Here is a 22675-nt window from a genome sequence, read left to right as displayed (position 1 = left end):
TTCCGTCTTCTCGAAGAACTTGAGCTAAGGCTAGTGGACGGCCGGAGCGCACACCGCGCCGGTGAGTTCGCGGTCAGCGAAGCGTCGAGACCAAAGGCGACCGAACCGAGTCCGGACCGTAACCAACACACGGGCCAGTAAACCTCATGTGTCACTTCCACCTCGATAGCATCAGGCGCGGTAATGCTAAAGACGACTGGAAAAGCCCACATGAACAGGTCTTATACCGCGCACTCACCGTACTCCCTGGCCCCGACCGAGCGGATTCCCAGCTATTCCGGCTACTCGGATTACCCCGAGCCGCCCCTCGACGATTTCGTCTACGAGTACCCCGGCCCGTCCGACCCCGAGGACTACGACGAGTACGAGCAGGCGTACGACGAGGAGAGCATCGACCGGCGCTGGATGTGGGTCGCCGGCATCGCCGGGGTGATCCTGTTCATCGCGATCGGCACCACCGGAATCATCCTCGGCGGCGGCGACAGCGGTTCGGTCTCGGCCACCGCGACGTCCGAGGCGCCCGCGCCGTCGAGCGCGCCCGCCACCACCGCACCGCGCGCCTCGGGGGCTGCGCCCGTCGTCCCGTCGCTGCCGCCGGAGACCGTCACGACGATCACCCCGAGCGCCGAGACGACGCCGCCGCCGGTCGCCCCCGCACCCACTCCCACCGCGCAGGCGGCCGTTCCCCCGCCGGCGCCGGCCTCACCGCGGACCTTCACCTACCGGGTGACGGGCAACCGCCAGCTGCTCGACCTGGTCACGGTGATCTACACCGACGGGCAGGGCGCGCTGCGGACCGACGTCAACGTCGCACTGCCGTGGGTCAAACAGGTGGTCCTCGACCCGGGCGTCGAGCTCAAGTCGGTCACCGCGACCAGCGTCGCCGGCCAGCTGAACTGCAGCATCCTCGATGCCTCGGGCACGGCGATCGCCACGCAGAACAACAACTCGATGATCGCGACCTGCACCCAGTAGTTCAGGCGAGGTAGTTCAAGCCAGGCCCAGTTCCTCCATCCGGGAGGCGTGTGTCCGCTGCAACCGGTCGAAGAACTCGGTCATCTGCGTGAGCCCTTCGCCGCCGGCCATCACCAGGTCGACGAGCTCGTCGTGGTCGGCCAGCACGAACTGCGCCTGGGTGATGGCCTCGCCGAGCAGCCGGCGCGACCACAGCGCGAGCCGGTGGCGCTGCCTGTCGCTGGCCGTCACCGCCGAGCGCACCTCCGCGACGACGAACTGGGAGTGGCCAGTCTCGGAGAGCACCGCGCGCACTACATCGGCGACCTCGTCGGGCAGGGCGTGGGCGATCTCGAGGTAGAAGTCGGCCGCGAGAGCATCGCCCACGTAGGTCTTGACGAGCGCTTCGAGCCACGTGCTCGGCGTGGTCAGCCGGTGGTAGTTCTCGAGGGCGGACGCGTATTTCGTCATTGCCGGCACGACGTCGACCCCGCGGCGCTCGAGCGCGTCGCGCAACACCTCGTAGTGGTTCATCTCCGCGGCCGCCATGGTCGCCATGTTGATGCGTCCGCGGAGGTTGGGCGCCATACGGGCTTCGTCGGTGAGCCGGTAGAACGCCGCCACCTCGCCGTAGGCCAGCAGCGCGAACAGCTCGGTGACGCCGGGATGGTCGACCGACACACCCGACGTCGCCGAGTCGGTTTGCCCGGGTGCCGAAGGCGTCGTGTTCATGGGCCCAACAATAAACGCCGTCGGCGGGTCGCTCGTCGGGCCGAGGCCGCCAGGTATGATGGCTGCGGGCGTGGTAGTTGGCAAGACGTTTTGTAAGCCGCCTCGACCCAAGAAATGTGCGTGCACGCAGTCGGTCCGCCTACCTCAGTGCAGGGCCCTTGGTCTTCACCAGGCCATCTCTTGTCGAACTCGTGCGCGCGTGGAAGCCATGAGGATGACAATTGAAAGGCCTCGTTTTCGCGTATGACGCATCTCAATCCCACATTTGCTGAACTGGGAGTTCGCGACGAAATCGTCCGCGCTCTCGCCGAGGATGGCAAAGAACATCCCTTCGCAATTCAAGAGCTGACCATGCCGATGGCACTGGCCGGCGACGACCTGATCGGTCAGGCCCGCACCGGTATGGGCAAGACCCTCGCGTTCGGTGTGCCGCTGCTCCAGCGGATCACGACCGATCCCGACCGGCCCCTGACGGGCGTCCCGCGGGCGCTGGTGGTCGTTCCCACCCGCGAACTGTGTCTGCAGGTGTACGGCGATCTGGCGGCCGCCGCGAAGTACCTCACCGTCGGTGACCGCAAGCTCTCCGTCACGTCGATCTACGGCGGCCGGCCCTACGAGGGCCAGATCGAGGCGCTCGAGAAGGGCGTCGACGTGGTCGTCGGCACGCCAGGGCGACTGCTCGACCTGGCCCAGCAGGGTCACTTGAAGCTCGGCGGCCTGTCGATGCTGGTGCTCGACGAGGCCGACGAGATGCTCGACCTCGGCTTCCTGCCGGATATCGAGCGGATCCTGCGCCAGATCCCCGACAGCAGGCAGTCGATGCTGTTCTCGGCGACGATGCCGGACCCGATCATCACGTTGGCCAGGACCTTCATGAACCAGCCGACGCACATCCGGGCCGAGGCCCCGCATTCGGCGGCCACCCACGACACCACCGAACAGTTCGCCTACCGCGCCCACGCGCTGGACAAGGTCGAGATGGTCAGCCGCATCCTGCAGGCCGAGGGTCGCGGCGCGACGATGATCTTCACGCGCACCAAGCGCACCGCCCAAAAGGTCTCCGACGAACTCGCCGAGCGCGGGTTCAAGGTCGGTGCCGTGCACGGCGATCTCGGACAGGGCGCACGTGAGAAGGCGCTCAAGGCGTTCCGAACCGGCGAGATCGACGTGTTGGTCGCCACCGACGTCGCCGCCCGCGGCATCGACATCGACGACGTCACCCACGTCATCAACTACCAGATCCCTGAGGACGAGCAGGCCTACGTGCACCGCATCGGGCGCACCGGGCGCGCCGGCAAAACCGGTGTCGCGGTGACCCTCGTCGACTGGGACGAGATGGCGCGCTGGGCGATGATCGACAAGGCGCTGAACCTCGGCTGCCCCGATCCCGCCGAGACGTACTCCAGCTCACCGCACCTCTACAGCGAGCTGGGCATCCCGGCCGAGGCGACCGGCACGGTCGGCGAGCCCGTCAAGGTGCAGAGCAGCAGGCGCGCACCGGCGGAGACGTCGGCCGACGCCCCGGCGCGCAAGCGCAACCGCAACCGTCGTCGCACCCGCGGCGGCAAGCCGGTCACCGGACATCCCGAGGCGTCTGCGACGTCGTCCGACCAGGACACCGGCGGCAGCGGCGAGGCTTCCGGCGACACGGCCCCGGCGAAGCGCAGGCGCCGGCGTCGGCCCCGCAAGGCCGCGGCCAGCGCCGGCTAGCCCCGGCGCCTCCCCCGCGATGGTCAAACCCGAACGCCGCACGCGCACCGATGTGATGGTGGCGCTGGCGATCGGCGTCGTGGTCGTGGTGACGGCGGCTTTGGTGTGGTGGACCAGCGACGCGCGGGCCACCCTGAGCAAGCCCGCCGACGCCCCTGTGCCGGCGCTGACGCCCGCCAAGGCGGTTCCGGAGTCGCTACGGCAGCTGTGGACGGCACCCAGCGGACGGACCACGATGCCGCTGGTGGTCGGCGGCGCGGTGGTGACCGGCGACGGCCGGACCGTCGAGGGACGCGACCCCACGACCGGCGACACGCTGTGGGCCTACGCCCGCGACCTCGACCTGTGCGGGGTCAGCTACGTCTACCAATACGCGGTCGCGGTCTACCCCGATACGCGCGGATGTGGTCAGGTCAGCACCATCGACGCCAAGACCGGCAAGCGGGGTTCGGCGCGCACGTCCTACGCCGACGCCTCGGTGACCCTGTCGTCCGACGGCACCACGGTGCTGTCGGCGGGTGAGAACCGGCTGGAGCTGTGGCGCTCCGACATGGTCCGGATGATCAGCTACGGCGCGCTCGACGCCCGCATCAAGCCGGACGTCCCCACGTTGCCGCTGTGCCGGCTGGTGTCCGCGCAGGCGAGTTCGAGCGCGGTATCCGTGCTCGAGGACTGCCCGCGACAGTCAGATCTGCGCCTGACGCTGTTGCGGCCGTCCGACGAGGAAGACACCCCGGACCTGAAGTACGTGCCGCAGGAGGGTGTCGCGCGCGATTCGGGGGCTCGCGTGGTGGCCGTCGCCGACACGATGACCGCGGTCTACGTGCCCACACCCAAACCCGTGGTCAACATCGTCGACGAGACGGGCGAGACCTTCGCCAGCACGCCGGTGGAGCGTCCGCCGTCGCCGCAGGCCACCATGTCGCGGGCGGGCGATCTGATCACCTGGTGGACCGGCGACAGCGTCATGGTGTTCTCCGACAACAACTTTGAGTACCGCTACACCGTCACACCCGCCGGTCCGAACAAGCCCGTGGGCCCGGCGACGCTCATGGCGGGGCGCCTGCTCGTTCCCGTCACCGACGGCTACGACGTGTTCGATCCCGCAACCGGCCGCGGCGAACGCCACATTCCGGTGGCCCGGCCGCAGAGCGCGGCGCCGGTGGTGCCGGCGGTGGCGGGCTCGACGCTGTTGGAGCAGCGGGGGGACGAACTGGTGGCTTTGGGCGGCTAGATCTCCGGGGCGAACGTCGGCATCGGCTTGCCGTTCTTCCAGTGCTTCATCAACGCCGCGGCCAGCTCGCGGTAGGCACCCGCACCCTTGTTCTTGCGGCTGGCGAGCACCGACGCTCCCGAGGCGCTGGCTTCGGCGAAGCGGACGGTGCGCGGGATCGGCGGCGCCAGCACCGGCAGGTCGTAGCGGTCGGCGACGTCGAGCAGCACGTCCCGGCTGTGGGTGGTGCGCGAGTCGTACAGCGTCGGGAGCGCGCCCAGCAGTTTGAGGTCGGCGTTCGTGATCGCCTGCACGTCGGCGATGGTGCGCAGGAACTGCCCGACCCCGCGGTGCGCCAGCGTCTCGCACTGCAGCGGGACGATGACCTCGTCGGCGGCGGTCAGCCCGTTGAGCGTGAGCACGCCGAGCGACGGCGGACAGTCGATGAGCGCCACGTCATAGCGGTCGAGGATCTTGGCCAGCGCACGCTTGAGCGCGTACTCGCGCCCGGCGCGCATCAGCAGCATGGCCTCGGCGCCGGCCAGGTCGATGTTGGCCGGCAGCAGCGTCATTCCCTCGGGCGTGTCCACCAGGGCGGCGTCGGGTTCGACCTCGCCGAGAAGCACCTCGTGGATCGACACCGGCAGCTTGTCGGGGTCGTGACCCAGTGAGAACGTCAGCGATCCCTGCGGATCGAGGTCCACCACCAGGACCCGCTTGCCCGTCTCCTGAATCGCCGCGCCCAACGACGCCACCGTCGTCGTCTTGGCTACCCCACCCTTTTGATTGGCGACCGCAAGTACTCGCGTCACGGTGCCCATCGTTGCACGGGTCGGGACAGCGCGACGCGACGTGCGGCAGAATGAGTCGGCGTGGCCCTCCTGGAGCACCGCCTGATCCTTCTTCGTCATGGCGAGACGGAGTGGTCGAAGAGCGGTCGGCACACCGGCCGCACCGACCTCGAGCTGACCGCGACCGGCGAGGAGCGCGCCAAGCTGGCCGCCGAATCGCTGGCCGAACTCGAACTGGACAACCCGCTGGTGGTCTCCAGCCCGATGCGGCGCGCGGTGCGGACCGCCGAACTGGCGGGGCTGACCATCGACGAGGTGTCGCCGCTTCTGCAGGAATGGGACTATGGCCGCTACGAGGGGCTGACGACACCGCAGATCCGCGAGACCGTCCCCGACTGGCTTATCTGGACCCACGGCGCCGAGGGCGGCGAAAGCATCGAGATGGTCAGCCAGCGCGCCGACAGCGCTCTCGAGGTGGCGCTGACCCACATGGAGACGCGCGACGTGGTGTTCGTCGGGCACGCGCACTTCTCCCGCTCGATGATCGCGCGGTGGGTGGAGATGCCGGTGCCGAGCGGCATCCGGTTCGCAATGGCACCCGCCTCCCTGGCGGTGCTCGGTTTCGAGCACGCGATGCGCCAGATCATCGCGCAGGGACTCACCGGCCACCAGGATCCGTGTAAACCACGGTGACTCGCGAACCCACCTTCGTCCTGGCCTCCCGCGGCGCCGTCGTCGCGGAGGGGGTGCACACCGCATTCCCGAAGCTCGCCGACGCGCGCGCCGCGCTGGCATCGCACAGCGCCCCGATCATCTTGGGCGCGTTGCCTTTTGACATGACCAAACCCGCGGCGCTGATCCGGCCGCAGAGCGTTCAGTTCCTCGACGCGCTGCCGGAGTGGCCGCTGCGCCAGATGCCCGGCGTGCACATCGCCGAGTCGCTGCCGGAACCCGATGAGCACCGTGCGCGCGTCGCGACGGCCGTGACCCGGCTCAACAGCCCGTCGAGTGGGTTGCACAAGGTCGTGCTCGCCCGCGCCCTGCGACTGGCGGCCGACGGGCCGTTGGACGCGCGCACCGTCCTGCACCGGCTTCTGACCGCCGACCCGGCGGCCAACGGCTATCTCGTCGATCTGACCGCGGCGGGCGGCGGCTACTCCGGCGCCGTGCTGGTGGGCGCCAGCCCCGAACTGCTGGTGGCCCGCCGAGGCGACCAGGTGGTCTGCGCGCCGTTCGCGGGATCGGCGCCCCGGTCCCCCGAGCCTGAGACCGACCAGGCGAACGGCGCCGCATTGGCCGCGTCGGCGAAGAACCTGCGCGAGCATCAGTTCGTGGTCGACACGATCCGCGACGCGCTCGACCCGCTCTGTTCTGACCTCGACGTCGCGACCGAGCCGGAGCTTCGCAAGACCGACTCGGTATGGCACCTGGCCACCCGCATCACCGGCAAGCTTCGCGAAAGATCGATCACCGCTTTGGATTTGGCGATCGCCCTGCACCCGACGCCCGCGGTCGGTGGGGTTCCCACGGCCGCCGCCGCCGACCTGATAACAGAGCTCGAGGGCGACCGTGGCTTCTACGCCGGCGCCGTCGGGTGGTGCGATCAGCGCGGCGACGGCCGGTGGGTGGTCTCGATCCGCTGCGCCCAGCTGTCCGCAGATCGCCGTACCGCCGAGGCGTATTCGGGCGGAGGCATCGTCGCCGAGTCGGATCCCGACGACGAGGTCGAGGAAACCACAACGAAATTCGGGACGATCCTCACCGCGCTGGGTGTCGACAGGTGACGGAGCTGATCCGCCGGGTGCGCCCGGGCGACGAACGCGAACTGACAGCGATGGTCCACGAACTCGCGGAGTTCGAGCACGCCGCGCACGATTGCACGGTCACCGAAGAGCAGATGCGCCAGGCGGTTTTCGGCGATCCGGCCATCGTCTTCGGTCACATCGTCGAGGTCGACGGACAGGCCGCCGCGTGTGCCCTGTGGTTCCTCAACTTCTCCACGTGGGACGGCGTCGGCGGTATCTACCTCGAAGACCTGTTCGTGCGACCGCAGTTCCGCAGGCGTGGGCTGGCCCGAAAGTTGTTGGCCACCTTGGCCCGCGAGTGTACGACGCACGGGTACACCCGGCTCTCGTGGGCCGTCCTGGACTGGAATGTCAACGCGATCGCGCTCTACGACGCCGTCGGCGGCAAGCCGCAGACGGAGTGGATCACCTACCGGGTCTCCGGCCCCGAACTGTCGGAGTTGGCCGCGGAATCTCCATGAGCCCCAACCCATTCCAGGGTTGACGGGCTGAACAGTAGGATCAGCGTGACCACCGCCATCACACCGATGGGGGCGGCATACAGCCACTGGTTCGAGCCCACCCCCATGTAATAGACGACCGGCAGCAGCAGTAGTTGGGCGAACACCGCGATGCCACGACCCCAGCGCCTGCCCGTCCACAAGGCCCATCCCGCGGCGAGCACCCCGCCGCCCATAAGCGCGAACCACAGCGCGGTCCCGTACTTATTGAGGCCGGACTCCTCGGCCAGGCCGAACCCGCTCACCACGTACACCAGCGCCGCCACCAGCGCGGCCGCGCCCTCCAGGGCAACGAGGACCGCGGCTTGGCGCACCGTCGTGGGCGATGGAACGATCACGCCCTCGAGCGTAGAGGGGCGCGCCGAACCCGTTCAGTAGGCTCGGACCCCGTGCGCGCCGTGCTGATCGTGAACCCGAATGCGACCTCGACGACCGCGGCCGGCCGCGATCTGTTGGCCCACGCCCTGGAGAGCCGGGTGAAGCTGACCGTCGTCCACACCGACCATCGCGGCCACGCCATCGAAATCGCCCGCGACTCGGCCCGTGAGGGCGTCGACGTGCTCATCGTGCACGGTGGCGACGGCACGGTGAACGAAGTGGTCAACGGCGTGCTGGAGGTCGGCGGGCCCGGCGCCGCCGCACCGGCCGTCGGTGTGGTCCCCGGCGGTTCGGCCAATGTCTTCGCGCGGGCGCTGGGCATCAGCCCCGATCCCATCGAGGCGACCAATCAGCTGATCGACCTGCTGTCGGAGTACCGCCGTCGCAAGACGTGGCGGCGCATCGGTCTGATGGACTGCGGTGAGCGCTGGGGCGTGTTCACGGCAGGGATGGGTGTGGACGGGGACGTGGTGGCGGCCGTCGAGGCGCAGCGCGCCAAGGGACGCGCGGTGACGGCCTCCCGCTACGTGCGCGTGGCCATCCGCGAGGTGCTGGCGAGCACCCGCAAGGAACCGTCGCTGACGCTGCATCTGCCCGACCGCGAGCCGGTCGGCGGCGTCCACTTCGCGTTCGTGTCCAACGCCAGCCCGTGGACGTACGCCAATGCCAGGCCGGTGTGGACCAACCCGATGACGACGTTCGAGACGGGGCTCGGACTTTTCGCCACGACCAGCATGAACGTGTGGGCAAACTTGATGCTGGTGCGGCGGATGTTGTCCAAGAAGGCCCGTATCGAGGCAAAACACCTGGTCCGCGACGACGACCTTCCATGGCTGCAGGTGACCAGCGATGCACCGGTCGCCTGCCAGATCGACGGCGATTACATCGGACTTAGAGACTCGATGATGTTCACCGCGGTTCCCGATGCGCTCGGAGTGCTGGCGCCCGCCCCGGCGGACCTCTCTGACCTGCGATGATGATGCCCAAGCGTAGGATTCTGGGCGCAGTTGGATCGAGTCTAGTACAGACGAGTGCACGGCGTGTGACGCCACCGGCCTAGTGACATTGCGCACTTGTTAACTCGCGAGTATTGACATCTGTCCAGCCTGTGAAAGCATCGAAGCAACGTTGCAGAAACATTCAATGTGCACGCGTTAAACAGCCGAAGAAAATGCCGTGCGTCGTGCTGCGCACAGGTGACGTATCTGACGAGGAGTTTGATCTAATGGATTGGCGCCACAAGGCGGTCTGTCGCGATGAGGATCCGGAACTGTTCTTCCCGGTGGGAAACAGCGGCCCGGCGCTCGCTCAGATCGCCGACGCGAAGCTTGTCTGTAACCGCTGCCCGGTGACCACCGAGTGTCTGACCTGGGCTTTGGAGTCCGGACAGGATGCTGGCGTCTGGGGCGGCATGAGCGAGGACGAGCGTCGCGCGCTCAAGCGTCGCAACGCCCGCACCAAGGCTCGCAGCGGAGTCTGAGCTTCACCAGAACCAAACAACTACGGCCCCGACATTCGTCGGGGCCGTATTTTTCTGCCAATGCACTAATAGCCATTTAGCGACGCAATTGGCCGATTCGCGAATTGCGCGGTTGTCTACTGCGCGGCACGCCGCGGCCGGCCCAGCGGCACCCGCAGCGCCACGTCGGTCCCCCCGGTCGGCACCTCGTGCATGCCCAGCGACCCGTCCAGTTCCGCCGACACCAGCGTCCGCACGATCTGCAGGCCGAGCCGGTCGGACTTCTCCAGGCTGAACCCGTCGGGCAGCCCGCGGCCGTCGTCGTGCACGACGACGTCCAGCCATCGCGCCGACCGTTCGGCCCGGATCGTAACGCTCCCCTCCCGGGCCCCGGGTTCGAAGGCGTGCTCGATCGCGTTCTGCACCAGCTCGGTGATCACCATGATCAGCGCGGTGGCGCGGTCGGCATCGAGCACACCGAGGTCGCCGACGCGGTGGATGCGGATCGGGCTGTCGACGGCGGCAACATCATTCATCATCGGCAGGATGCGGTCGACCACCTCGTCGAGGTTGACCTCCTCATCCACCGACATCGACAGCGCGTCGTGCACCAGAGCGATCGACGACACCCGTCGCACCGACTCCATCAGCGCCTCGCGGCCTTCGTCGTTGTTGGTGCGCCGGGCCTGCAGTCGCAGCAGTGCGGCGACGGTCTGCAAGTTGTTCTTCACCCGGTGGTGGATCTCGCGGATCGTGGCGTCCTTCGACAGCAGCGCCCGATCGCGACGCTTGACCTCAGTCACGTCGCGGATCAGCACCGCGGCGCCTACGGGCTTGCCGTGCACCACCAGCGGCAGGGTGCGCATCAGCACCGCCGCGCCGCCCGCGTCGACCTCCATGCGCATGCTCGATCCGCCCGCCAGCGAGTCGCGCACGTGGTTCGCCAGCTCCTGCGCCTCGAACGGGTCGCCGATGAGCGGACGGGTGACGGTGACCAGGTTGTGGCCGCCCAGCTCGGCGGCCAGGCCCATCCGGTGGTAGGCCGAAATCGCGTTGGGGCTCGCGAAGGTGACCACGCCGTCCTCGTCGAGCCGGATGAAGCCGTCGCCCACGCGTGGACTCGACCGTGACATCGCGATGTCGCCGACGTTGGGGAAGGTGCCTTCGGAGAGCATGTGCAGCAAGTCGCCCGCGCAGTCGAGGTACGCCGACTCCAACGGGCTGGCCTTCCTGGCTGCCAGCGCGGTCTGATGGGTCAGCACCGCGACGACCTCGTCCTTGTACCGCACGGGGACGGCTTCCACGTTGAGCCCAGGGGAAACCTGTTGTCCCGCACCGTCTCCCACGACGATGTCGCCCCTGGTGAAGGCCGCGGTCACAACCGGCATCGCATCGGCGTCGGCCAGCGTGCTGACCGCGTCGGCCAGCAGCACCGTCGGGGCGGTGTTCGGCCGCACCTGGGCCACGCAGACCAGGGCGCCGTCGTCGCGGCGCACCCACATCAGGTAGTCGGCAAAGGACAGGTCGGCGAGCAACTGCCACTCGCCCACCACTGCGTGCAGATGGTCGACCGCATTGCCGGGCAGCATGGTGTGCTCGGCGAGCAGGTCACCGAGGGTCGACATCGCGAACTACTTCCGGCGGGGTGTCACGAGGCCGCGCTGATCAGCTGATCACCGCGATGAGATCGCCGGCCTGGATGACGTCGCCGACCGAGACGCTGACCTTGCTGACGGTGCCCGCGACCTCGGCCAGCACCGGAATCTCCATCTTCATCGACTCCAGCAGCACCAGGGTGTCCCCCTCGCCGATCTGATCGCCCTCGCTCACCACGACCTCGAGCACACTGGCCACGATCTCAGCGCGAACGTCCTCGGCCATCATCACCCCATTACTCTTCGCTGCCGTATGCGTTTCGGCATACATCGAACCACACGACCGGCTTGTCAGCGCTGTCGCCGGGTCATGAGACAATGGTTTGAACGTGCCCGGTGGATACGGGCCGAGCAATCCCGCAGAGCATTCGGAGGTAGACCATGGCCAAGCGTGGCCGTAAGAAGCGTGACCGCAAGCACTCGAAGGCCAATCACGGCAAGCGGCCCAACGCCGGTTCGAAGTCGGTGCGCTGACGCGCCCAGAGGTGATCTCCGGCGTTAACCGCGCCGGATGATGGTGGTGCGGCTGATCTCGATGCGCAGCCGCTCACGCAGGCTGTCCGGGGCCTTCTCGCCCCCACACTTCTTCGCGATCAGGTTCTTGACCCGCTCCTCGACACCGTAGTGCCGCAGGCATGCGGGGCATGCCTCGAGGTGATGGCGCAGCTTGTCGCGCGTTTCAGGGGTGCATTCGCCGTCCAGCAACGTCCACACCTCGGCGATGACCGCGGCACATTCGGGATGTTCGGGGTCGATCGGGCCGACGGGGGGCTGCCATCGCTCATCGTCAGAGAACGAGCTCACGACGAGACCTCCTCGGGTGTGTCCATCTGCTCTCCCCGGATGAACCCGCGGTCGCGGGCCACGTCGCTCAGCAAGTCACGGAGCTGTCGCCTGCCCCGGTGCAGCCGGGACATCACTGTGCCTATCGGCGTGTCCATGATCTCGGCGATCTCCTTGTATGGGAAGCCTTCGACGTCGGCGTAGTACACGGCCATCCTGAAGTCCTCGGGTAACGCCTGCAACGCTTCCTTGATCTCACTGTCCGGCAGCGCCTCGAGCGCCTCGACCTCCGCCGAGCGCAATCCGGTCGAGGAATGCTCGGCGTTGGCCGCCAGCTGCCAGTCGGTGATCTCCTCGGTGGGGTACTCGGCCGGCTGGCGCTGCTTCTTGCGGTAGCTGTTGATGTAGGTATTGGTCAGGATGCGGTACAGCCACGCCTTGAGATTGGTGCCCTCGCGGAAGGAACGGAAGCCGGCGTAGGCCTTGACCATGGTTTCCTGCAACAGGTCCTCGGCGTCGGCGGGGTTGCGCGTCATCCGCAGCGCGCCGCCGTAGAGCTGGTCGAGCAGCGGAATCGCGTCGCGCTCGAATCGCGCGGTCAGTTCGGCGTCGGTCTCCTGCGGAGCCTCCGGCGTCGAATCTCGCGTTGACCCGTCGGAGTCGGTCATCGTGGGGAACACCGTCCCTTCTGTCGCGGTGCCAGCGAACAATCCCGATAGATCCATCGAGAGCACTGGAAAGTCCATGGCCAGCGTTGGCACCTGACCCCCTTCACTCATCCTAGAGGTTGAGACCGACATGTTTTCTGTCCGCGAACCTTCGCCGCGGTACAGCCACCGTCAATAACAGCGGCACGGGCCCCGGTTGTTCCCCGAATCGCGACGTACGCGCATCGCACTAGGCTGACGCGGTGCCACGCGCAGCAACTCCGGCGATTGCGGCCCTGCTGGCCGCCGACGTCGCGCACGAGGTCCTGCGGTACCGCCACGACCCTCGCAACGCGTCGTTCGGCGACGAGGCCGTGGACGCGCTCGCGAAGTCCGAGGGCGTCGAGCCCGCGCAGGTCCTCAAGACGCTGGTGCTCACGCTGCCCAAGGGCCTCGGCGTCGCGGTGCTGCCGGTGCCGGCCAAGCTCTCGCTCAAGGCGGCCGCGGCCGCCCTGGGCGTGCCCAAGGCCACGATGGCCGAACGCGCGGCGGCCGAGCGGTCGACGGGCTATGTGATCGGCGGCATCTCCCCGCTGGGCCAGCGCACGCCCCTGCCGACGGTCGTCGACGAGAGCGCGCTGGCCTGGGACCGGGTGCTGTGCAGCGCAGGCAAACGCGGCTGGGACGTCGCGGTGGCGCCGCAGGACCTCGTCCGGCTGACCGACGCCGTCACCGCCGACATCTGTGCCTGACGGTCCGCGAAACCGTCTTCCGGCAGAGAAAAGCCGAGCAGGGGCCTGCTGGACTACCGTTTCGCGGCTCTAGGGTGAGACGCATGGCACAAGCAGCGTTGTCCGGGAAAACCATGTTCATCTCCGGCGCGAGCCGCGGCATCGGCCTGGCGATCGCCAAGCGCGCGGCCGCCGACGGCGCCAACATCGCATTGATCGCGAAAACGGCCGAGCCCCACCCCAAACTGCCGGGCACGGTCTACACCGCGGCCAAGGAACTCGAGGAAGCCGGCGGGCAGGCGCTGCCGATCGTCGGCGACATCCGCGACGGTGACTCGGTGGAAGCGGCGGTCGCCAAGACCGTCGAGCAGTTCGGCGGCATCGACATCTGCGTCAACAACGCCTCGGCGATCAACCTGGGTTCGATCACCGACGTGCCCCTGAAGCGGTTCGACCTGATGAACGGCATCCAGGTGCGCGGCACCTATGCGGTCTCGGCGGCGTGCATCCCGCACATGATGGGCCGGGAGAACCCGCACATCCTGACGCTGTCGCCGCCGGTTCGCCTTGAGCCCCAGTGGCTCAAGCCCACCGCCTACATGATGGCCAAGTACGGAATGTCGTTGTGCGCGTTGGCGATCGCCGAGGAGATGCGCGACGCCGGCATCGCCTCGAACACGTTGTGGCCGCGCACGCTGGTGGCCACGGCGGCCGTGCAGAACCTGTTGGGTGGCGACGAGGCGATGGGCCGCGCCCGCAAGCCCGACGTCTACGCCGACGCGGCGTACATGGTCCTCACCAAGCCCGCGCGCGAGTTCACCGGGCAGTCGCTGCTGTGCGAGGACGTGTTGCTGGACTCCGGGGTGACCGACCTGTCGGTGTACAACTGCGTTCCCGGTGCGGAATTGGGTGTCGACCTCTGGGTGGACACCCCCAATCCGCCCGGATACACGGGTCCGTAGTCAGGCGACGACGCACGGGCGCCCGAACCGCGCCCGCACGCCCGTCGTGAACAGCGCCCGCAGCATCGGGCCCGCGGGGGTGACTCCGGCGGCGGCGACGAGATCGTCGCGCAGGCCGATGATTTCGGCGGCGCACAGCGGCCACGGGTCGTGTTCGTTGGGCACCCACCACGTGCGGCCCGCCTTGCGGGTGTGCGCGCCCCAGCGGGCGGTCAGCCACACCTCCAGCGGGGTGGGTGTCACCACCTCGCCGACGCGCACGGTGACGACGCTGCGCAATCCGCGGTGCGGCCACCGCCGCTCGCTGGTGTAGGTGATGGTGTCGGCCGTCCTGTCGATGCCCATCTTCGCCCAGGTGTACGGGATGCCGAGGGCGAGGCGCAGCGTGGGGACGACCGCCAACCGGGCGGTCTCCAGCGAACGGAACACCACGCCGTGGCGCCCCGACTCGTCGATCGAGTACAACCGGACGTTGGTCTCGGCGAAGGTGCCGAGGTACGGCAGCGGCACAGCGCGCCCGAGCGTCGTACCGCGCATCCGGAACGGCACGAGTCCGACGTAGGTGAGCCCGTCGCCGAAGACGTCGGGGCGGGTGCCCGGCGGGTAGAGCGAGGCGACCGTGTCCGGGCGCACCGGCCAGTGCAGGAAAGTCAGGTCGCACCAACGTTGTTGGGAGAAGACCGGTCGCGGCACCGTACCGGCGACGACGGGGTACCCCGCCGGCGCGTCGTCGTCGATCGGGCCCGTCATCGGCTCATCGTGACATCGCGGTCACGCGATCGTCAGGGAACGCAGAGTTCGAAGCCGACCAGGTTGGCCGGCCAGAACAGCGCTGTCGCCATGAACGCGCCGATGTCCGAACCGGCCGGGATCCGGGTGCGGAACGCGGTGTCGATGAGCTGCACCTGCTCGGCGTCGAAGAACGCCCACACCAAGCCGATCAACAGGTACGGGATCGCCAGCCACATTCCGAGTTCGAGCATCGCCTCGACGCTGATGCGACGACTGAGCAGGCGGCGCAGCGCGGTCACACCAGCGCCTTGTGCGCGCGGACCCGGCGGCGGACGTCGCCGAGCAGCACATAGCTGCCACCCTGGCGAATGAACACCGGCATGAAACGGTTGACGAAAGCGACTGTGAGGAACAGCGATTCGAAGAGGAACTGGCGGAACCCGCTCCAGCGCAAGCCCATCTGTTCGCGGAAGACCGGCGCGAGGAACCCGGCGGTCAGGAATTTCAGCAGTGGGCGGAACGGCAGCCCCAGAAGCGGATTGATCATGCGTAGGTCGAGCATGTGCATCAGGTACCCGCGGACCTGGTCGTCGATCTTGACCCGTTCGCACGCGGTCCGCCAGTAGTCGTCGAACTCGGCGCGGGTCGGCGGCCACTGGTCCTCGGTGACCTGCAGCGTGGTGCCCAGCGGCCACGCGGAGCGATAAAACTGCTGGGCCTGCTGCGGTGTCATCTCCCCGCGCAGGAGCTGATAAGTGTCCTCCAGGCCGACGAAAAGGCAAGCGGCCACCCACATCTGCAGGTCCCGGTCGAAGGCGTTGTACCGCACCGGGCTCTCGTCGGTCGACTTGACGTGCCGGTGCGAGGTGTTGACGGCCTCGCGGAACGCCACGCGGTCATCGGCCGTGCCGAGCACCGCCACGGCGAGGTACTGGAACGTCGTCCGCGCCCGCTTCCACGGATGCTTGAGCAGGTTCCCGGAGTCGACCTTGCTCTCCGCGACGCCGTAGCCGACCTCCGGCCAGGACAGCTGCATGACGACGTTGGCGGCGCCCGCGGCGAACGCCCAGAAGTCCATCGCCTCCGCGGCGGTGACCTCCGCCTCGGGGTCCCATCGGGCGGTGCGGCGCCGGGCGGAGATGCGGTAGCGGTCCGTCATCCGACGCACACCGCCGAGAAGACGAGCGCGGGCCAGAACGCGACGGAGCCGATCAACTGGACCAGCCAGGTGAGCCCGCTGCCATCGAGTCGGTCCAGGCGCAGGGCCGTCCAGCCGATGCCGACCACGACGTAGGGTGCGGCGAGGATGAGCCCGGTGCCGATCCATTCGGCGAGGGTCATCTCGAAGCTCAAGACCTTCTTCACCGCACCGACCACACCGACCCCCTGACTCGACCTGTCCGCACTATGTTAACGCCCATTCCGAGCTGATCAGGCAAATGCGGGAAATATTCGGAGGGGCATCGGGCCCGCAGCGGGCTCAGGACAGCATCGATCGCACGCTGCCTGCGAAGGCGGCGGTGGTGAAACACGACGGTTCGGCGAACTCCTCCAAGGTGAGCGCATCGGCCCAGTCGGCATCGGCGGCCGCCCGCAACAGCGGTTTGGTCATTGCGACCGCGTGCGGCGGCATGGCGCCGATCCGCGAGCACCACCCGTCGGCGGCAGCGAGCAGGCGATCGTGCTCGACGACCTCCTGCACGAGGCCCAGTCGCTGCGCCTCGCGCGCGTCGATGTGCTCACCGCGCAGGTAGTAGGCCAGCGCACCCTGGTAGCCCAGGCGCCGGGTCAGCGCCCAACTGGTGCCGACCTCGGGGATCAGCCCGAGCTTGCCGAATGCGGGCACGACGACGGCGCGCTCGCTGGCGATCACGAGGTCGCACGTCAGCGCCCAGGCCAGCCCGACGCCCGCCGCCGCGCCGTTGAGCGCCGCGACGAAGATCGTCTCGGAGCCCGCGATCAACCGCGCGATACCGCCGAATTCGCGCCGGATCCAGCGCCAGATGTCGGCCGCGCCCTCCTCGGCGCCGAGTTGGTCGATCGCCGCGTCCATCATCTTCAGGTCACCTCCCGCGCTGAAGCCGGGATCGGCGCCGGTGAGCACCACCGAACGCACGTCCGGGTCCGCGTCGAGGTCGGTCAGGGCGCGCCGCAGTTGTCGCACCAGCGGGGCGGACAGCACGTTGAGCCGCCGCGGCTCGTCGAGCGTGACCACGGCCCTGTCCCCGCGGTGCTCGACGCGTACCCGCACCGGAGCGTCGGCGTCGTCACCGCGGGCCACCATCGATCGGTACAGCGAATCGGTCATGAGCGAACCTCCTCGGTCTCGTTGGCGCGCAACGCCGTCCACGCGGCGCCGGCGAAGATCTCGATAGTCCCCGGCGGTATCCGTTTCGCTCCTGCTGCAACCCAGTACCGGCTGTACTCCTGCGCGGGGCCGAGCCACAGCGCCGCCGTCACCCCGGGCTGCATGGGTTGTAGCGCGCCGTAGCGGTGGTGTGGGCGCCACCAGTCGCGGACCGCGGCGAAGAAGGCGTCGTTGTTCGCGCGCAGTTCGGCGCTCTCGAGTCGCGGGCCGAGCAGCAGGCCGGCCTCGCCGCGGTGCGCCGACACCCATCGCAGGTGGTAGGCGACGCCGCCGCGGATGCCGCCTTCGGCGGTGTCGTGTCCGCGCAACATCGTCACGAACCCGGCCTGGTATTCGCCGAGCAACTGGGCGAACACGGCGGTCGCGAGCGAAAGCTTGTCGGGGAAATGATGATACAGCGCACCGACGCTCACCTCGGCTTCGCGGCGCACCTCGTCGAGCGTGGCCGAGAGCGCGCCGTCGGACGCGAAGCGGCGACGTGCGACCTCCAGTAGCCGGCTCCGTGCATCGGGACGCGTGTTCGACGGCACGAGGATTACTCTAGTTGAACCGAGGAATCCTCTGTCAAGGCTCAGTGGGACTGGTAGAGAATCCCGCGGCCGATCGCCTCTCGTACGAGGGGAAGCGCGGCTTGCGCCAGCGCGTCGGCGTCCACACCGTGAGCGGCGGCCAGCATCGCGATCAGCGTGCCCAACGGCACCTCGCCTCGACATCCGGCCAACAGCGCGCGCCCGATTTCGTCGACGCCGATGACGGCACCGGGCCCACCGGGCCGCCGCACCGCCGCGCCGACGACCTGCCAACCGTCGGGGCCCGGCAGGGACTGCTCGTCGAGGAACACCGGCGCGGTGGACAGCCTCACGGCGAGCAGTCCGTCATCGCTGGTGTCGTGCAGGTATTCGCGGCGGGCGAAGAACGCGTCGACCTCGTCGCCGGTGGGCGCCTCGTCGGATCCGGTGATCTCCTCGAGGACGTGGTCGGGCGGGCGGTGCTCACCGAAGCGCGGTGCGCGCAGCGCGATCACGCCCATCCCGATGCCGGTGATGCGCTCCTCGGCGAACCAGTCGAGCCACTGCCCTCCGCGACGCGCGGCCTGTTCGGGTTCCTCGCCGGCGTCAGCCGTCCACAGCGACACATAGCTGACCGGATCGGCGAGCTCGCGCTGCACGACCCAGGCGTGCAGGCCGGTGCCGGCGAGCCAGTCGCGCACCCGGTCGCGCCAATCCTCGCCCTCGCGAACGATCCAGTTCGCCATGACCACCGCGGTGCCGCCCGGCTCCAGGTGTGCGCCGACCTGCTCGATCAGGTTGCGACACAGGGCGTCTCCGGCGAGGCCCGAGTCGCGGTAGATGTAGTCGCGGTCACCGGCGCCCACGACGAACGGCGGATTGGACACGATGAGGTCGAAGCGCTCACCGGTCACCGGCTCGAAAAGACTGCCGCGCCGCAGATCCCAGGACATACCGTTGAGCCGCGCGGTCGCCGCGGCGAGCGCGAGCGCGCGGGCGTTGGTGTCGGTGGCCACGATCTGCGCGCAGTGACCGTCGAGGTGAAGCGCCTGCACCCCGCATCCGGTGCCGAGGTCGAGCGCGCGGGCGGCCGGCGTGCGCACCACGGCCCGCGCCAGCGAGACCGACGCGCCGCCGATGCCGAGGACGTGATCGCGGCGCACCGGCCCCGGGCGCATCGCGGCGTCCAGGTCCGAGACCACGAAGAAGTCGTTGACGCCGTCGCCGTGCGGCCGGATGTCCAGGGCGGCGCGCAGCAGCCCCTCGGCCGTCGCCTCCACCGCGCCGCTGACTGCCAATGCGTCGAGGCCGACACTTGGCAGCGCCATTGCGACGTACTCGGCGGGCTCGTCGGAGCCCAGCAACAGCAGGCGCACCAACACCGCCAGGCGCCGCTGCTGCGGAGTTCCGCTGTCGAGGGCGCGGGCGGTTTCCCGCAGAGCCGGCCACCACACTCCCCTGGCGAACGCCGCGTCGACGCCGGCGCCGAGCAGGGCGGCCACCCCATCGGTGGTGTAGCCGGCGCTGCGCAGGTCGGCGGCCAGCGCGTCGACGACCGCGACATCGGACAACGGGCCGGGCGGGTCCGGCTGCGTCAAAGCATGGTGCCTTGTTCGGCCTGGGGTTCGACGGGCTCGATCAGCTCGGGGCCGTTGTTGCGCACGCTGTTCACCAGCCGCGACACCTCACGGATCTCGATCCGGTCGAGGTCACCGTGGCCGCGCAACAGCCCCTTGTCGATCGGGGCGTCGGGATCGAGCCAGTGGTCCCAATCGCGTTCGCTGATCGTCAGCGGCATCCGGTCGTGGATCTCGGCCAGCGGACCGGCGGCGTCGGTGGTGATGATCGTGCAACTGAGCAGCGGTTTGGCATCCTTGGCCGCCTCCTTCGGTCGCCACGTCGACCACAGTCCCGCCATGAACAGCGGCTCGCCGTCGCCGGCGTACATGAAGTAGGGAATTTTCGGAGCCCTTCCCTCTCCCTTTTTCAGCCACTCGTACCAGCCGTCCATCGGCACCAGGCACCGCTTGCCCTTCGCGGGATTCCGGAACACCGGCGAGGTGGTCAGCTTGTCCGACCGGGCGTTGATCAGTAGCGGCCCCTTGGTCTCGGGGCTGCCGTCCTGCGTGGCCTTCGCCCACGGCGGCACCAAGCCCCATCGCATCGAGCGCAGCCGACGAGTGGCGTCGTCGTCGGGTTCGCTGTGGCGCTTGACCACCGTGGTGACGGTCGTGGTGGGCGCGACGTTGTAGTTGGGCCCCGAGCCGTCCTTACCGTCGGAGGTGGCCGACGTGGTCTCGTCGATCGCCTTGATCTTCTCGGCCAACAGCGCCGGGTCGGTGGTGACTGCGAAACGTCCACACATGAATCCCATGGTGGCACGCGAAGCCGACAGGGGAAGATGGAGCGGTGAGCGCCCCCGGACACCAAGAACGTCAGGCCTGGCCGGCACCGCAAGCGTCGACGCCGGTGCACGCCACGGTCACCGTGCCCGGCTCGAAGTCGCAGACGAACCGTGCGCTCGTGTTGGCGGCGTTGGCCACGGCGAACGGCGAATCGACGCTCAGCGGCGCGCTGCGCAGCCGCGACACCGACCTGATGATCGGCGCGCTGCAGGCGCTCGGCGTGACGGTCGAGGGCCACGCCGACGAGCTACGCGTGAGCGGGCGGATCGCACCGCGCGACGGTGCGCGCATCGATTGCGGGCTGGCAGGCACGGTGCTGCGGTTCGTGCCGCCGCTGGCGGCCCTGGGCACCGCGACGGTCACGTTCGACGGTGACGAACAGGCACGCGCCCGCCCGATCGCGCCGCTTCTCGATGCGATGCGCGGCCTGGGTGTCGACATCGACGGCGACGGGCTGCCCTTCGCGGTGCGGGGCGATGGGTCGGTCTCCGGCGGGACGGTGGAGATCGACGCGTCGGGTTCATCGCAGTTCGTCTCCGGATTGCTGCTGTCCGGGGCGAGCTTTCGCGACGGGCTGACCGTCGTGCACACCGGCGAAACCGTACCGTCGGCGCCGCATGTGGCGATGACGGTCGCGATGCTGCGCGACGCCGGAGTCGACGTCGACGACCGCCGCGACAACCAGTGGCGGGTGTCTCCGGGACCGGTGGCCGCGCGGCACTGGGACATCGAACCCGACCTGTCCAACGCTGTGCCGTTCCTCGCGGCCGCGGTGGTCAGCGGGGGAACCGTGCGGTTGACCGGCTGGCCGAAGGCGAGCACCCAGCCGGCCGACGCCATCATCGCGATCCTCAAGAAGCTCGGATCGGTTGTGCGGCATGGTGATACCTACCTCGAGGTGTGTGGCGCCGAGTTCTACGGCGGTATCGATGTGGACCTGCACGAGGTCGGCGAGCTCACGCCCGCGGTGGCCGCGCTGGCCGCCCTGGCCACGCCCGAATCCGTGTCGAAGCTGTCGGGCATCGCGCATCTGCGCGGACACGAAACCGACCGGCTCGCAGCATTGTCGGCGGAGATCAACGGCCTCGGCGGTCAGTGCGAGGAGACCGCGGACGGGCTGGTGATCACGGCGCGCCCACTGCACGGCGGATTGTGGCGGTCGTACGCCGATCACCGGATGGCCACCGCGGGTGCGATCATCGGGCTGCGGGTGCCCGACGTCACCGTGGAGGACATCGAGACCACCGCCAAGACGCTGCCCGAATTCCCCCAGTTGTGGGCCGACATGCTTGCGGGGCAGACGCCGGAGGTCGACCGGGCTTGAGCCGACGCGAGTACGACGAGTCCGACGTCCGGGTGCGGCCCGGCCGAGGCTCGCGGCCGCGGACCAAGATTCGGCCCGACCACGCCGACGCGCAGGAAGCGATGGTGGTGACCGTCGACCGGGGGCGGTGGGGATGCGCGCTCGGCGGTGACCCGGACCACCGCGCCGTCGCGATGCGCGCCCGCGAATTGGGCCGCACCCCGATCGTCGTCGGCGACGAGGTCGGCATCGTGGGCGACCTGTCCGGGCGGCCGGACACACTGGCCCGGATCGTTCGGCGCGGTGATCGGCGAACGGTGTTGCGCCGCACGGCCGATGACACCGATCCGACCGAGCGCGTCGTCGTCGCCAACGCCGACCAGTTGCTGATTGTCGTCGCGCTGGCCGACCCGCCACCCCGCGCCGGGCTGGTCGAACGGGCGTTGATCGCGGCCTACGCCGGTGGGCTCGAGCCGATCCTCTGTCTGACGAAGACGGACCTCGCGGCGCCGGAGCCGTTCGCGGCGCAGTTCGCCGACCTCGACCTGACGATCACCACGGCGGGCCGCGACGACCCGCTCGATGCGGTGGCCCCGCTGCTGGCCGACCGGGTCACCGTGCTGCTCGGTCACTCGGGCGTCGGGAAGTCGACATTGGTGAATCGCCTTGTGCCGCAGGCCGAACGGGCCACCGGAGAGGTGACGGACATCGGGCGGGGCAGGCACACGTCGACACAGTCGGTCGCGCTGCCGCTGGACGTCGGGGGGTGGGTGATCGACACGCCCGGTATCCGGTCATTCGGGCTGGCGCACATCGAGCCCGACGATGTGCTGCTGGCATTCTCCGATCTGGCCGAGGCGATCAAGGACTGCCCGCGCGGCTGCGGGCACATGGGTCCGCCCGCCGATCCGGAGTGCGCGCTCGACACGTTGACCGGCCCCGCGCTCGACCGGGTCGCCGCGACCCGCCGACTGCTGTCGGCACTCCACGCCTGACTCCTTCTGCGCGAGCGACCGTGTTTGCACACGACACGCCGCG

At 69.0% G+C, this 22675-nt stretch carries 28 protein-coding genes; 13 read left to right on the top strand and 15 right to left on the bottom strand.

Annotation, left to right across the window (positions count from 1 at the left end; all coding sequences use genetic code 11):
• Positions 1 to 210 precede the first annotated feature (210 nt).
• Positions 211 to 975, top strand: coding sequence for a hypothetical protein (locus tag A5752_RS16585; RefSeq protein WP_067087691.1), 765 nt, complete (start codon positions 211 to 213; stop codon positions 973 to 975).
• Between the two features lie 15 nt (positions 976 to 990).
• On the opposite strand, the gene A5752_RS16580 is transcribed toward A5752_RS16585, so the two are convergent.
• Positions 991 to 1686 (bottom strand): ferritin-like fold-containing protein, encoded by a 696-nt coding sequence (locus A5752_RS16580; protein WP_067087689.1) that lies wholly within the window; start codon positions 1684 to 1686, stop codon positions 991 to 993.
• 243 nt (positions 1687 to 1929) lie between these two features.
• Between A5752_RS16580 and A5752_RS16575 the strand changes: the two genes are divergently transcribed.
• Positions 1930 to 3396 carry a DEAD/DEAH box helicase gene (locus A5752_RS16575; protein ID WP_067087686.1) on the top strand — a complete coding sequence of 489 codons (1467 nt, stop codon included), beginning with the start codon at positions 1930 to 1932 and terminating at the stop codon, positions 3394 to 3396.
• A gap of 19 nt (positions 3397 to 3415) precedes the next feature.
• Positions 3416 to 4630: an Rv3212 family protein gene (locus A5752_RS16570; RefSeq protein ID WP_067087684.1), complete on the top strand. Its 1215-nt coding sequence runs from the start codon at positions 3416 to 3418 to the stop codon at positions 4628 to 4630.
• Here A5752_RS16570 and A5752_RS16565 read toward each other — a convergent pair.
• Positions 4627 to 5430, bottom strand: coding sequence for a ParA family protein (locus tag A5752_RS16565; protein WP_067087682.1), 804 nt, complete (start codon positions 5428 to 5430; stop codon positions 4627 to 4629). The two genes, A5752_RS16570 and A5752_RS16565, sit on opposite strands and share 4 nt — an antisense overlap.
• A 51-nt stretch (positions 5431 to 5481) precedes the next feature.
• Here A5752_RS16565 and A5752_RS16560 point away from each other — a divergent pair, with 51 nt between their 5' ends.
• Genes A5752_RS16560 through A5752_RS16550 form a run of 3 tightly spaced genes read left to right on the top strand, consistent with a single transcriptional unit; the run spans position 5482 to position 7666 of the window.
• Complete coding sequence (locus A5752_RS16560) at positions 5482 to 6093, top strand: acid phosphatase (RefSeq protein ID WP_067087680.1); 612 nt, start codon at positions 5482 to 5484, stop codon at positions 6091 to 6093.
• Positions 6090 to 7184 carry an isochorismate synthase gene (locus A5752_RS16555; RefSeq protein ID WP_067087678.1) on the top strand — a complete coding sequence of 365 codons (1095 nt, stop codon included), beginning with the start codon at positions 6090 to 6092 and terminating at the stop codon, positions 7182 to 7184. Before A5752_RS16560 ends, A5752_RS16555 begins: the two co-directional genes overlap by 4 nt.
• Positions 7181 to 7666, top strand: coding sequence for a GNAT family N-acetyltransferase (locus A5752_RS16550; protein ID WP_067087677.1), 486 nt, complete (start codon positions 7181 to 7183; stop codon positions 7664 to 7666). The genes A5752_RS16555 and A5752_RS16550 overlap by 4 nt, the downstream gene beginning before the upstream one ends.
• On the opposite strand, the gene A5752_RS16545 is transcribed toward A5752_RS16550, so the two are convergent.
• Complete coding sequence (locus A5752_RS16545; RefSeq protein WP_067087674.1) at positions 7615 to 8043, bottom strand: hypothetical protein; 429 nt, start codon at positions 8041 to 8043, stop codon at positions 7615 to 7617. The genes A5752_RS16550 and A5752_RS16545 overlap by 52 nt on opposite strands.
• A gap of 51 nt (positions 8044 to 8094) precedes the next feature.
• Here A5752_RS16545 and A5752_RS16540 point away from each other — a divergent pair, with 51 nt between their 5' ends.
• The gene (locus A5752_RS16540) at positions 8095 to 9060 is read left to right on the top strand and encodes a diacylglycerol/lipid kinase family protein (RefSeq protein ID WP_067087672.1); all 966 of its coding nucleotides are present in this window, start codon (positions 8095 to 8097) and stop codon (positions 9058 to 9060) included.
• A 248-nt stretch (positions 9061 to 9308) separates the two neighbouring features.
• Complete coding sequence (whiB1, locus tag A5752_RS16535) at positions 9309 to 9563, top strand: transcriptional regulator WhiB1 (protein ID WP_014208822.1); 255 nt, start codon at positions 9309 to 9311, stop codon at positions 9561 to 9563.
• 116 nt (positions 9564 to 9679) lie between these two features.
• Here whiB1 and A5752_RS16530 read toward each other — a convergent pair whose 3' ends face one another.
• The gene (locus tag A5752_RS16530) at positions 9680 to 11167 is read right to left on the bottom strand and encodes a sensor histidine kinase (RefSeq protein WP_067087670.1); all 1488 of its coding nucleotides are present in this window, start codon (positions 11165 to 11167) and stop codon (positions 9680 to 9682) included.
• A gap of 40 nt (positions 11168 to 11207) precedes the next feature.
• Positions 11208 to 11423, bottom strand: a complete 216-nt coding sequence (locus A5752_RS16525; protein WP_043414713.1) for a biotin/lipoyl-binding carrier protein — start codon at positions 11421 to 11423, stop codon at positions 11208 to 11210.
• Positions 11424 to 11578: 155 nt separating this feature from the next.
• Between A5752_RS16525 and A5752_RS28315 the strand changes: the two genes are divergently transcribed.
• On the top strand, positions 11579 to 11671 hold the full coding sequence (locus tag A5752_RS28315; RefSeq protein WP_003882799.1) for a 50S ribosomal protein bL37: 93 nt from the start codon (positions 11579 to 11581) through the stop codon (positions 11669 to 11671).
• Between the two features lie 24 nt (positions 11672 to 11695).
• On the opposite strand, the gene rsrA is transcribed toward A5752_RS28315, so the two are convergent.
• Both rsrA and A5752_RS16515 read right to left on the bottom strand, forming a co-directional pair.
• On the bottom strand, positions 11696 to 11953 hold the full coding sequence (rsrA, locus tag A5752_RS16520) for a mycothiol system anti-sigma-R factor (protein WP_231967412.1): 258 nt from the start codon (positions 11951 to 11953) through the stop codon (positions 11696 to 11698).
• A gap of 44 nt (positions 11954 to 11997) precedes the next feature.
• On the bottom strand, positions 11998 to 12648 hold the full coding sequence (locus tag A5752_RS16515; RefSeq protein ID WP_197500652.1) for a sigma-70 family RNA polymerase sigma factor: 651 nt from the start codon (positions 12646 to 12648) through the stop codon (positions 11998 to 12000).
• Positions 12649 to 12890: 242 nt separating this feature from the next.
• Here A5752_RS16515 and A5752_RS16510 point away from each other — a divergent pair, with 242 nt between their 5' ends.
• Together A5752_RS16510 and A5752_RS16505 are read left to right on the top strand one after the other, a co-directional pair.
• The gene (locus A5752_RS16510; protein WP_067087665.1) at positions 12891 to 13379 is read left to right on the top strand and encodes an aminoacyl-tRNA deacylase; all 489 of its coding nucleotides are present in this window, start codon (positions 12891 to 12893) and stop codon (positions 13377 to 13379) included.
• A gap of 83 nt (positions 13380 to 13462) precedes the next feature.
• Positions 13463 to 14320 carry an SDR family oxidoreductase gene (locus A5752_RS16505; RefSeq protein WP_082963926.1) on the top strand — a complete coding sequence of 286 codons (858 nt, stop codon included), beginning with the start codon at positions 13463 to 13465 and terminating at the stop codon, positions 14318 to 14320.
• Here A5752_RS16505 and A5752_RS16500 read toward each other — a convergent pair whose 3' ends face one another.
• From A5752_RS16500 to A5752_RS16465, 8 genes are all read right to left on the bottom strand, one after another.
• Entirely contained in the window at positions 14321 to 15070 is a 750-nt protein-coding gene (locus A5752_RS16500; RefSeq protein WP_067087660.1) for a YqjF family protein, read from the bottom strand.
• A gap of 32 nt (positions 15071 to 15102) precedes the next feature.
• The gene (locus A5752_RS16495; RefSeq protein ID WP_156613933.1) at positions 15103 to 15351 is read right to left on the bottom strand and encodes a hypothetical protein; all 249 of its coding nucleotides are present in this window, start codon (positions 15349 to 15351) and stop codon (positions 15103 to 15105) included.
• A complete protein-coding gene (locus A5752_RS16490) occupies positions 15348 to 16211 on the bottom strand; it encodes an oxygenase MpaB family protein (protein WP_067087659.1) in 864 nt (287 codons plus the stop codon). The genes A5752_RS16495 and A5752_RS16490 overlap by 4 nt, the downstream gene beginning before the upstream one ends.
• The gene (locus A5752_RS16485) at positions 16208 to 16429 is read right to left on the bottom strand and encodes a hypothetical protein (protein ID WP_231983437.1); all 222 of its coding nucleotides are present in this window, start codon (positions 16427 to 16429) and stop codon (positions 16208 to 16210) included. The genes A5752_RS16490 and A5752_RS16485 overlap by 4 nt, the downstream gene beginning before the upstream one ends.
• 103 nt (positions 16430 to 16532) lie before the next feature.
• Positions 16533 to 17360 carry an enoyl-CoA hydratase/isomerase family protein gene (locus A5752_RS16480; RefSeq protein WP_067087657.1) on the bottom strand — a complete coding sequence of 276 codons (828 nt, stop codon included), beginning with the start codon at positions 17358 to 17360 and terminating at the stop codon, positions 16533 to 16535.
• A complete protein-coding gene (locus A5752_RS16475) occupies positions 17357 to 17950 on the bottom strand; it encodes a TetR/AcrR family transcriptional regulator (RefSeq protein WP_067087655.1) in 594 nt (197 codons plus the stop codon). Before A5752_RS16475 ends, A5752_RS16480 begins: the two co-directional genes overlap by 4 nt.
• Before the next feature lie 41 nt (positions 17951 to 17991).
• A complete protein-coding gene (locus A5752_RS16470; protein ID WP_067087653.1) occupies positions 17992 to 19527 on the bottom strand; it encodes a DUF7782 domain-containing protein in 1536 nt (511 codons plus the stop codon).
• A complete protein-coding gene (locus tag A5752_RS16465; protein ID WP_067087714.1) occupies positions 19524 to 20294 on the bottom strand; it encodes an SOS response-associated peptidase in 771 nt (256 codons plus the stop codon). The genes A5752_RS16470 and A5752_RS16465 overlap by 4 nt, the downstream gene beginning before the upstream one ends.
• Before the next feature lie 44 nt (positions 20295 to 20338).
• Between A5752_RS16465 and aroA the strand changes: the two genes are divergently transcribed.
• Positions 20339 to 21658: a 3-phosphoshikimate 1-carboxyvinyltransferase gene (gene aroA, locus A5752_RS16460; protein ID WP_067087651.1), complete on the top strand. Its 1320-nt coding sequence runs from the start codon at positions 20339 to 20341 to the stop codon at positions 21656 to 21658.
• Positions 21655 to 22632: a ribosome small subunit-dependent GTPase A gene (gene rsgA, locus A5752_RS16455; RefSeq protein WP_067087649.1), complete on the top strand. Its 978-nt coding sequence runs from the start codon at positions 21655 to 21657 to the stop codon at positions 22630 to 22632. The genes aroA and rsgA overlap by 4 nt, the downstream gene beginning before the upstream one ends.
• Positions 22633 to 22675: the final 43 nt, after the last annotated feature.

Origin of the sequence: Mycobacterium sp. 852002-51961_SCH5331710 (assembly GCF_001665535.1) — a bacterium.
Lineage (GTDB): Bacteria > Actinomycetota > Actinomycetes > Mycobacteriales > Mycobacteriaceae > Mycobacterium.
Note: the sequence above shows the minus strand (reverse complement) of the source record. Positions and strands in the feature narration are given on the sequence as shown.

What these genes read in the sequence shown, in the direction of transcription:
- A5752_RS16585 (WP_067087691.1), top strand. Translation starts at nt 211, where the DNA reads ATGAACAGGTCTTATACCGCGCACTCACCGTACTCCCTGGCCCCGACC.
- A5752_RS16580 (WP_067087689.1), bottom strand. Translation starts at nt 1,686, where the DNA reads ATGAACACGACGCCTTCGGCACCCGGGCAAACCGACTCGGCGACGTCG.
- A5752_RS16575 (WP_067087686.1), top strand. Translation starts at nt 1,930, where the DNA reads ATGACGCATCTCAATCCCACATTTGCTGAACTGGGAGTTCGCGACGAA.
- A5752_RS16570 (WP_067087684.1), top strand. Translation starts at nt 3,416, where the DNA reads ATGGTCAAACCCGAACGCCGCACGCGCACCGATGTGATGGTGGCGCTG.
- A5752_RS16565 (WP_067087682.1), bottom strand. Translation starts at nt 5,430, where the DNA reads ATGGGCACCGTGACGCGAGTACTTGCGGTCGCCAATCAAAAGGGTGGG.
- whiB1 (WP_014208822.1), top strand. Translation starts at nt 9,309, where the DNA reads ATGGATTGGCGCCACAAGGCGGTCTGTCGCGATGAGGATCCGGAACTG.
- A5752_RS16530 (WP_067087670.1), bottom strand. Translation starts at nt 11,167, where the DNA reads ATGTCGACCCTCGGTGACCTGCTCGCCGAGCACACCATGCTGCCCGGC.
- A5752_RS16525 (WP_043414713.1), bottom strand. Translation starts at nt 11,423, where the DNA reads ATGGCCGAGGACGTTCGCGCTGAGATCGTGGCCAGTGTGCTCGAGGTC.
- A5752_RS28315 (WP_003882799.1), top strand. Translation starts at nt 11,579, where the DNA reads ATGGCCAAGCGTGGCCGTAAGAAGCGTGACCGCAAGCACTCGAAGGCC.
- A5752_RS16515 (WP_197500652.1), bottom strand. Translation starts at nt 12,648, where the DNA reads ATGACCGACTCCGACGGGTCAACGCGAGATTCGACGCCGGAGGCTCCG.
- A5752_RS16505 (WP_082963926.1), top strand. Translation starts at nt 13,463, where the DNA reads ATGGCACAAGCAGCGTTGTCCGGGAAAACCATGTTCATCTCCGGCGCG.
- A5752_RS16500 (WP_067087660.1), bottom strand. Translation starts at nt 15,070, where the DNA reads ATGACGGGCCCGATCGACGACGACGCGCCGGCGGGGTACCCCGTCGTC.
- A5752_RS16490 (WP_067087659.1), bottom strand. Translation starts at nt 16,211, where the DNA reads ATGACGGACCGCTACCGCATCTCCGCCCGGCGCCGCACCGCCCGATGG.
- A5752_RS16480 (WP_067087657.1), bottom strand. Translation starts at nt 17,360, where the DNA reads ATGACCGATTCGCTGTACCGATCGATGGTGGCCCGCGGTGACGACGCC.
- A5752_RS16465 (WP_067087714.1), bottom strand. Translation starts at nt 20,294, where the DNA reads ATGTGTGGACGTTTCGCAGTCACCACCGACCCGGCGCTGTTGGCCGAG.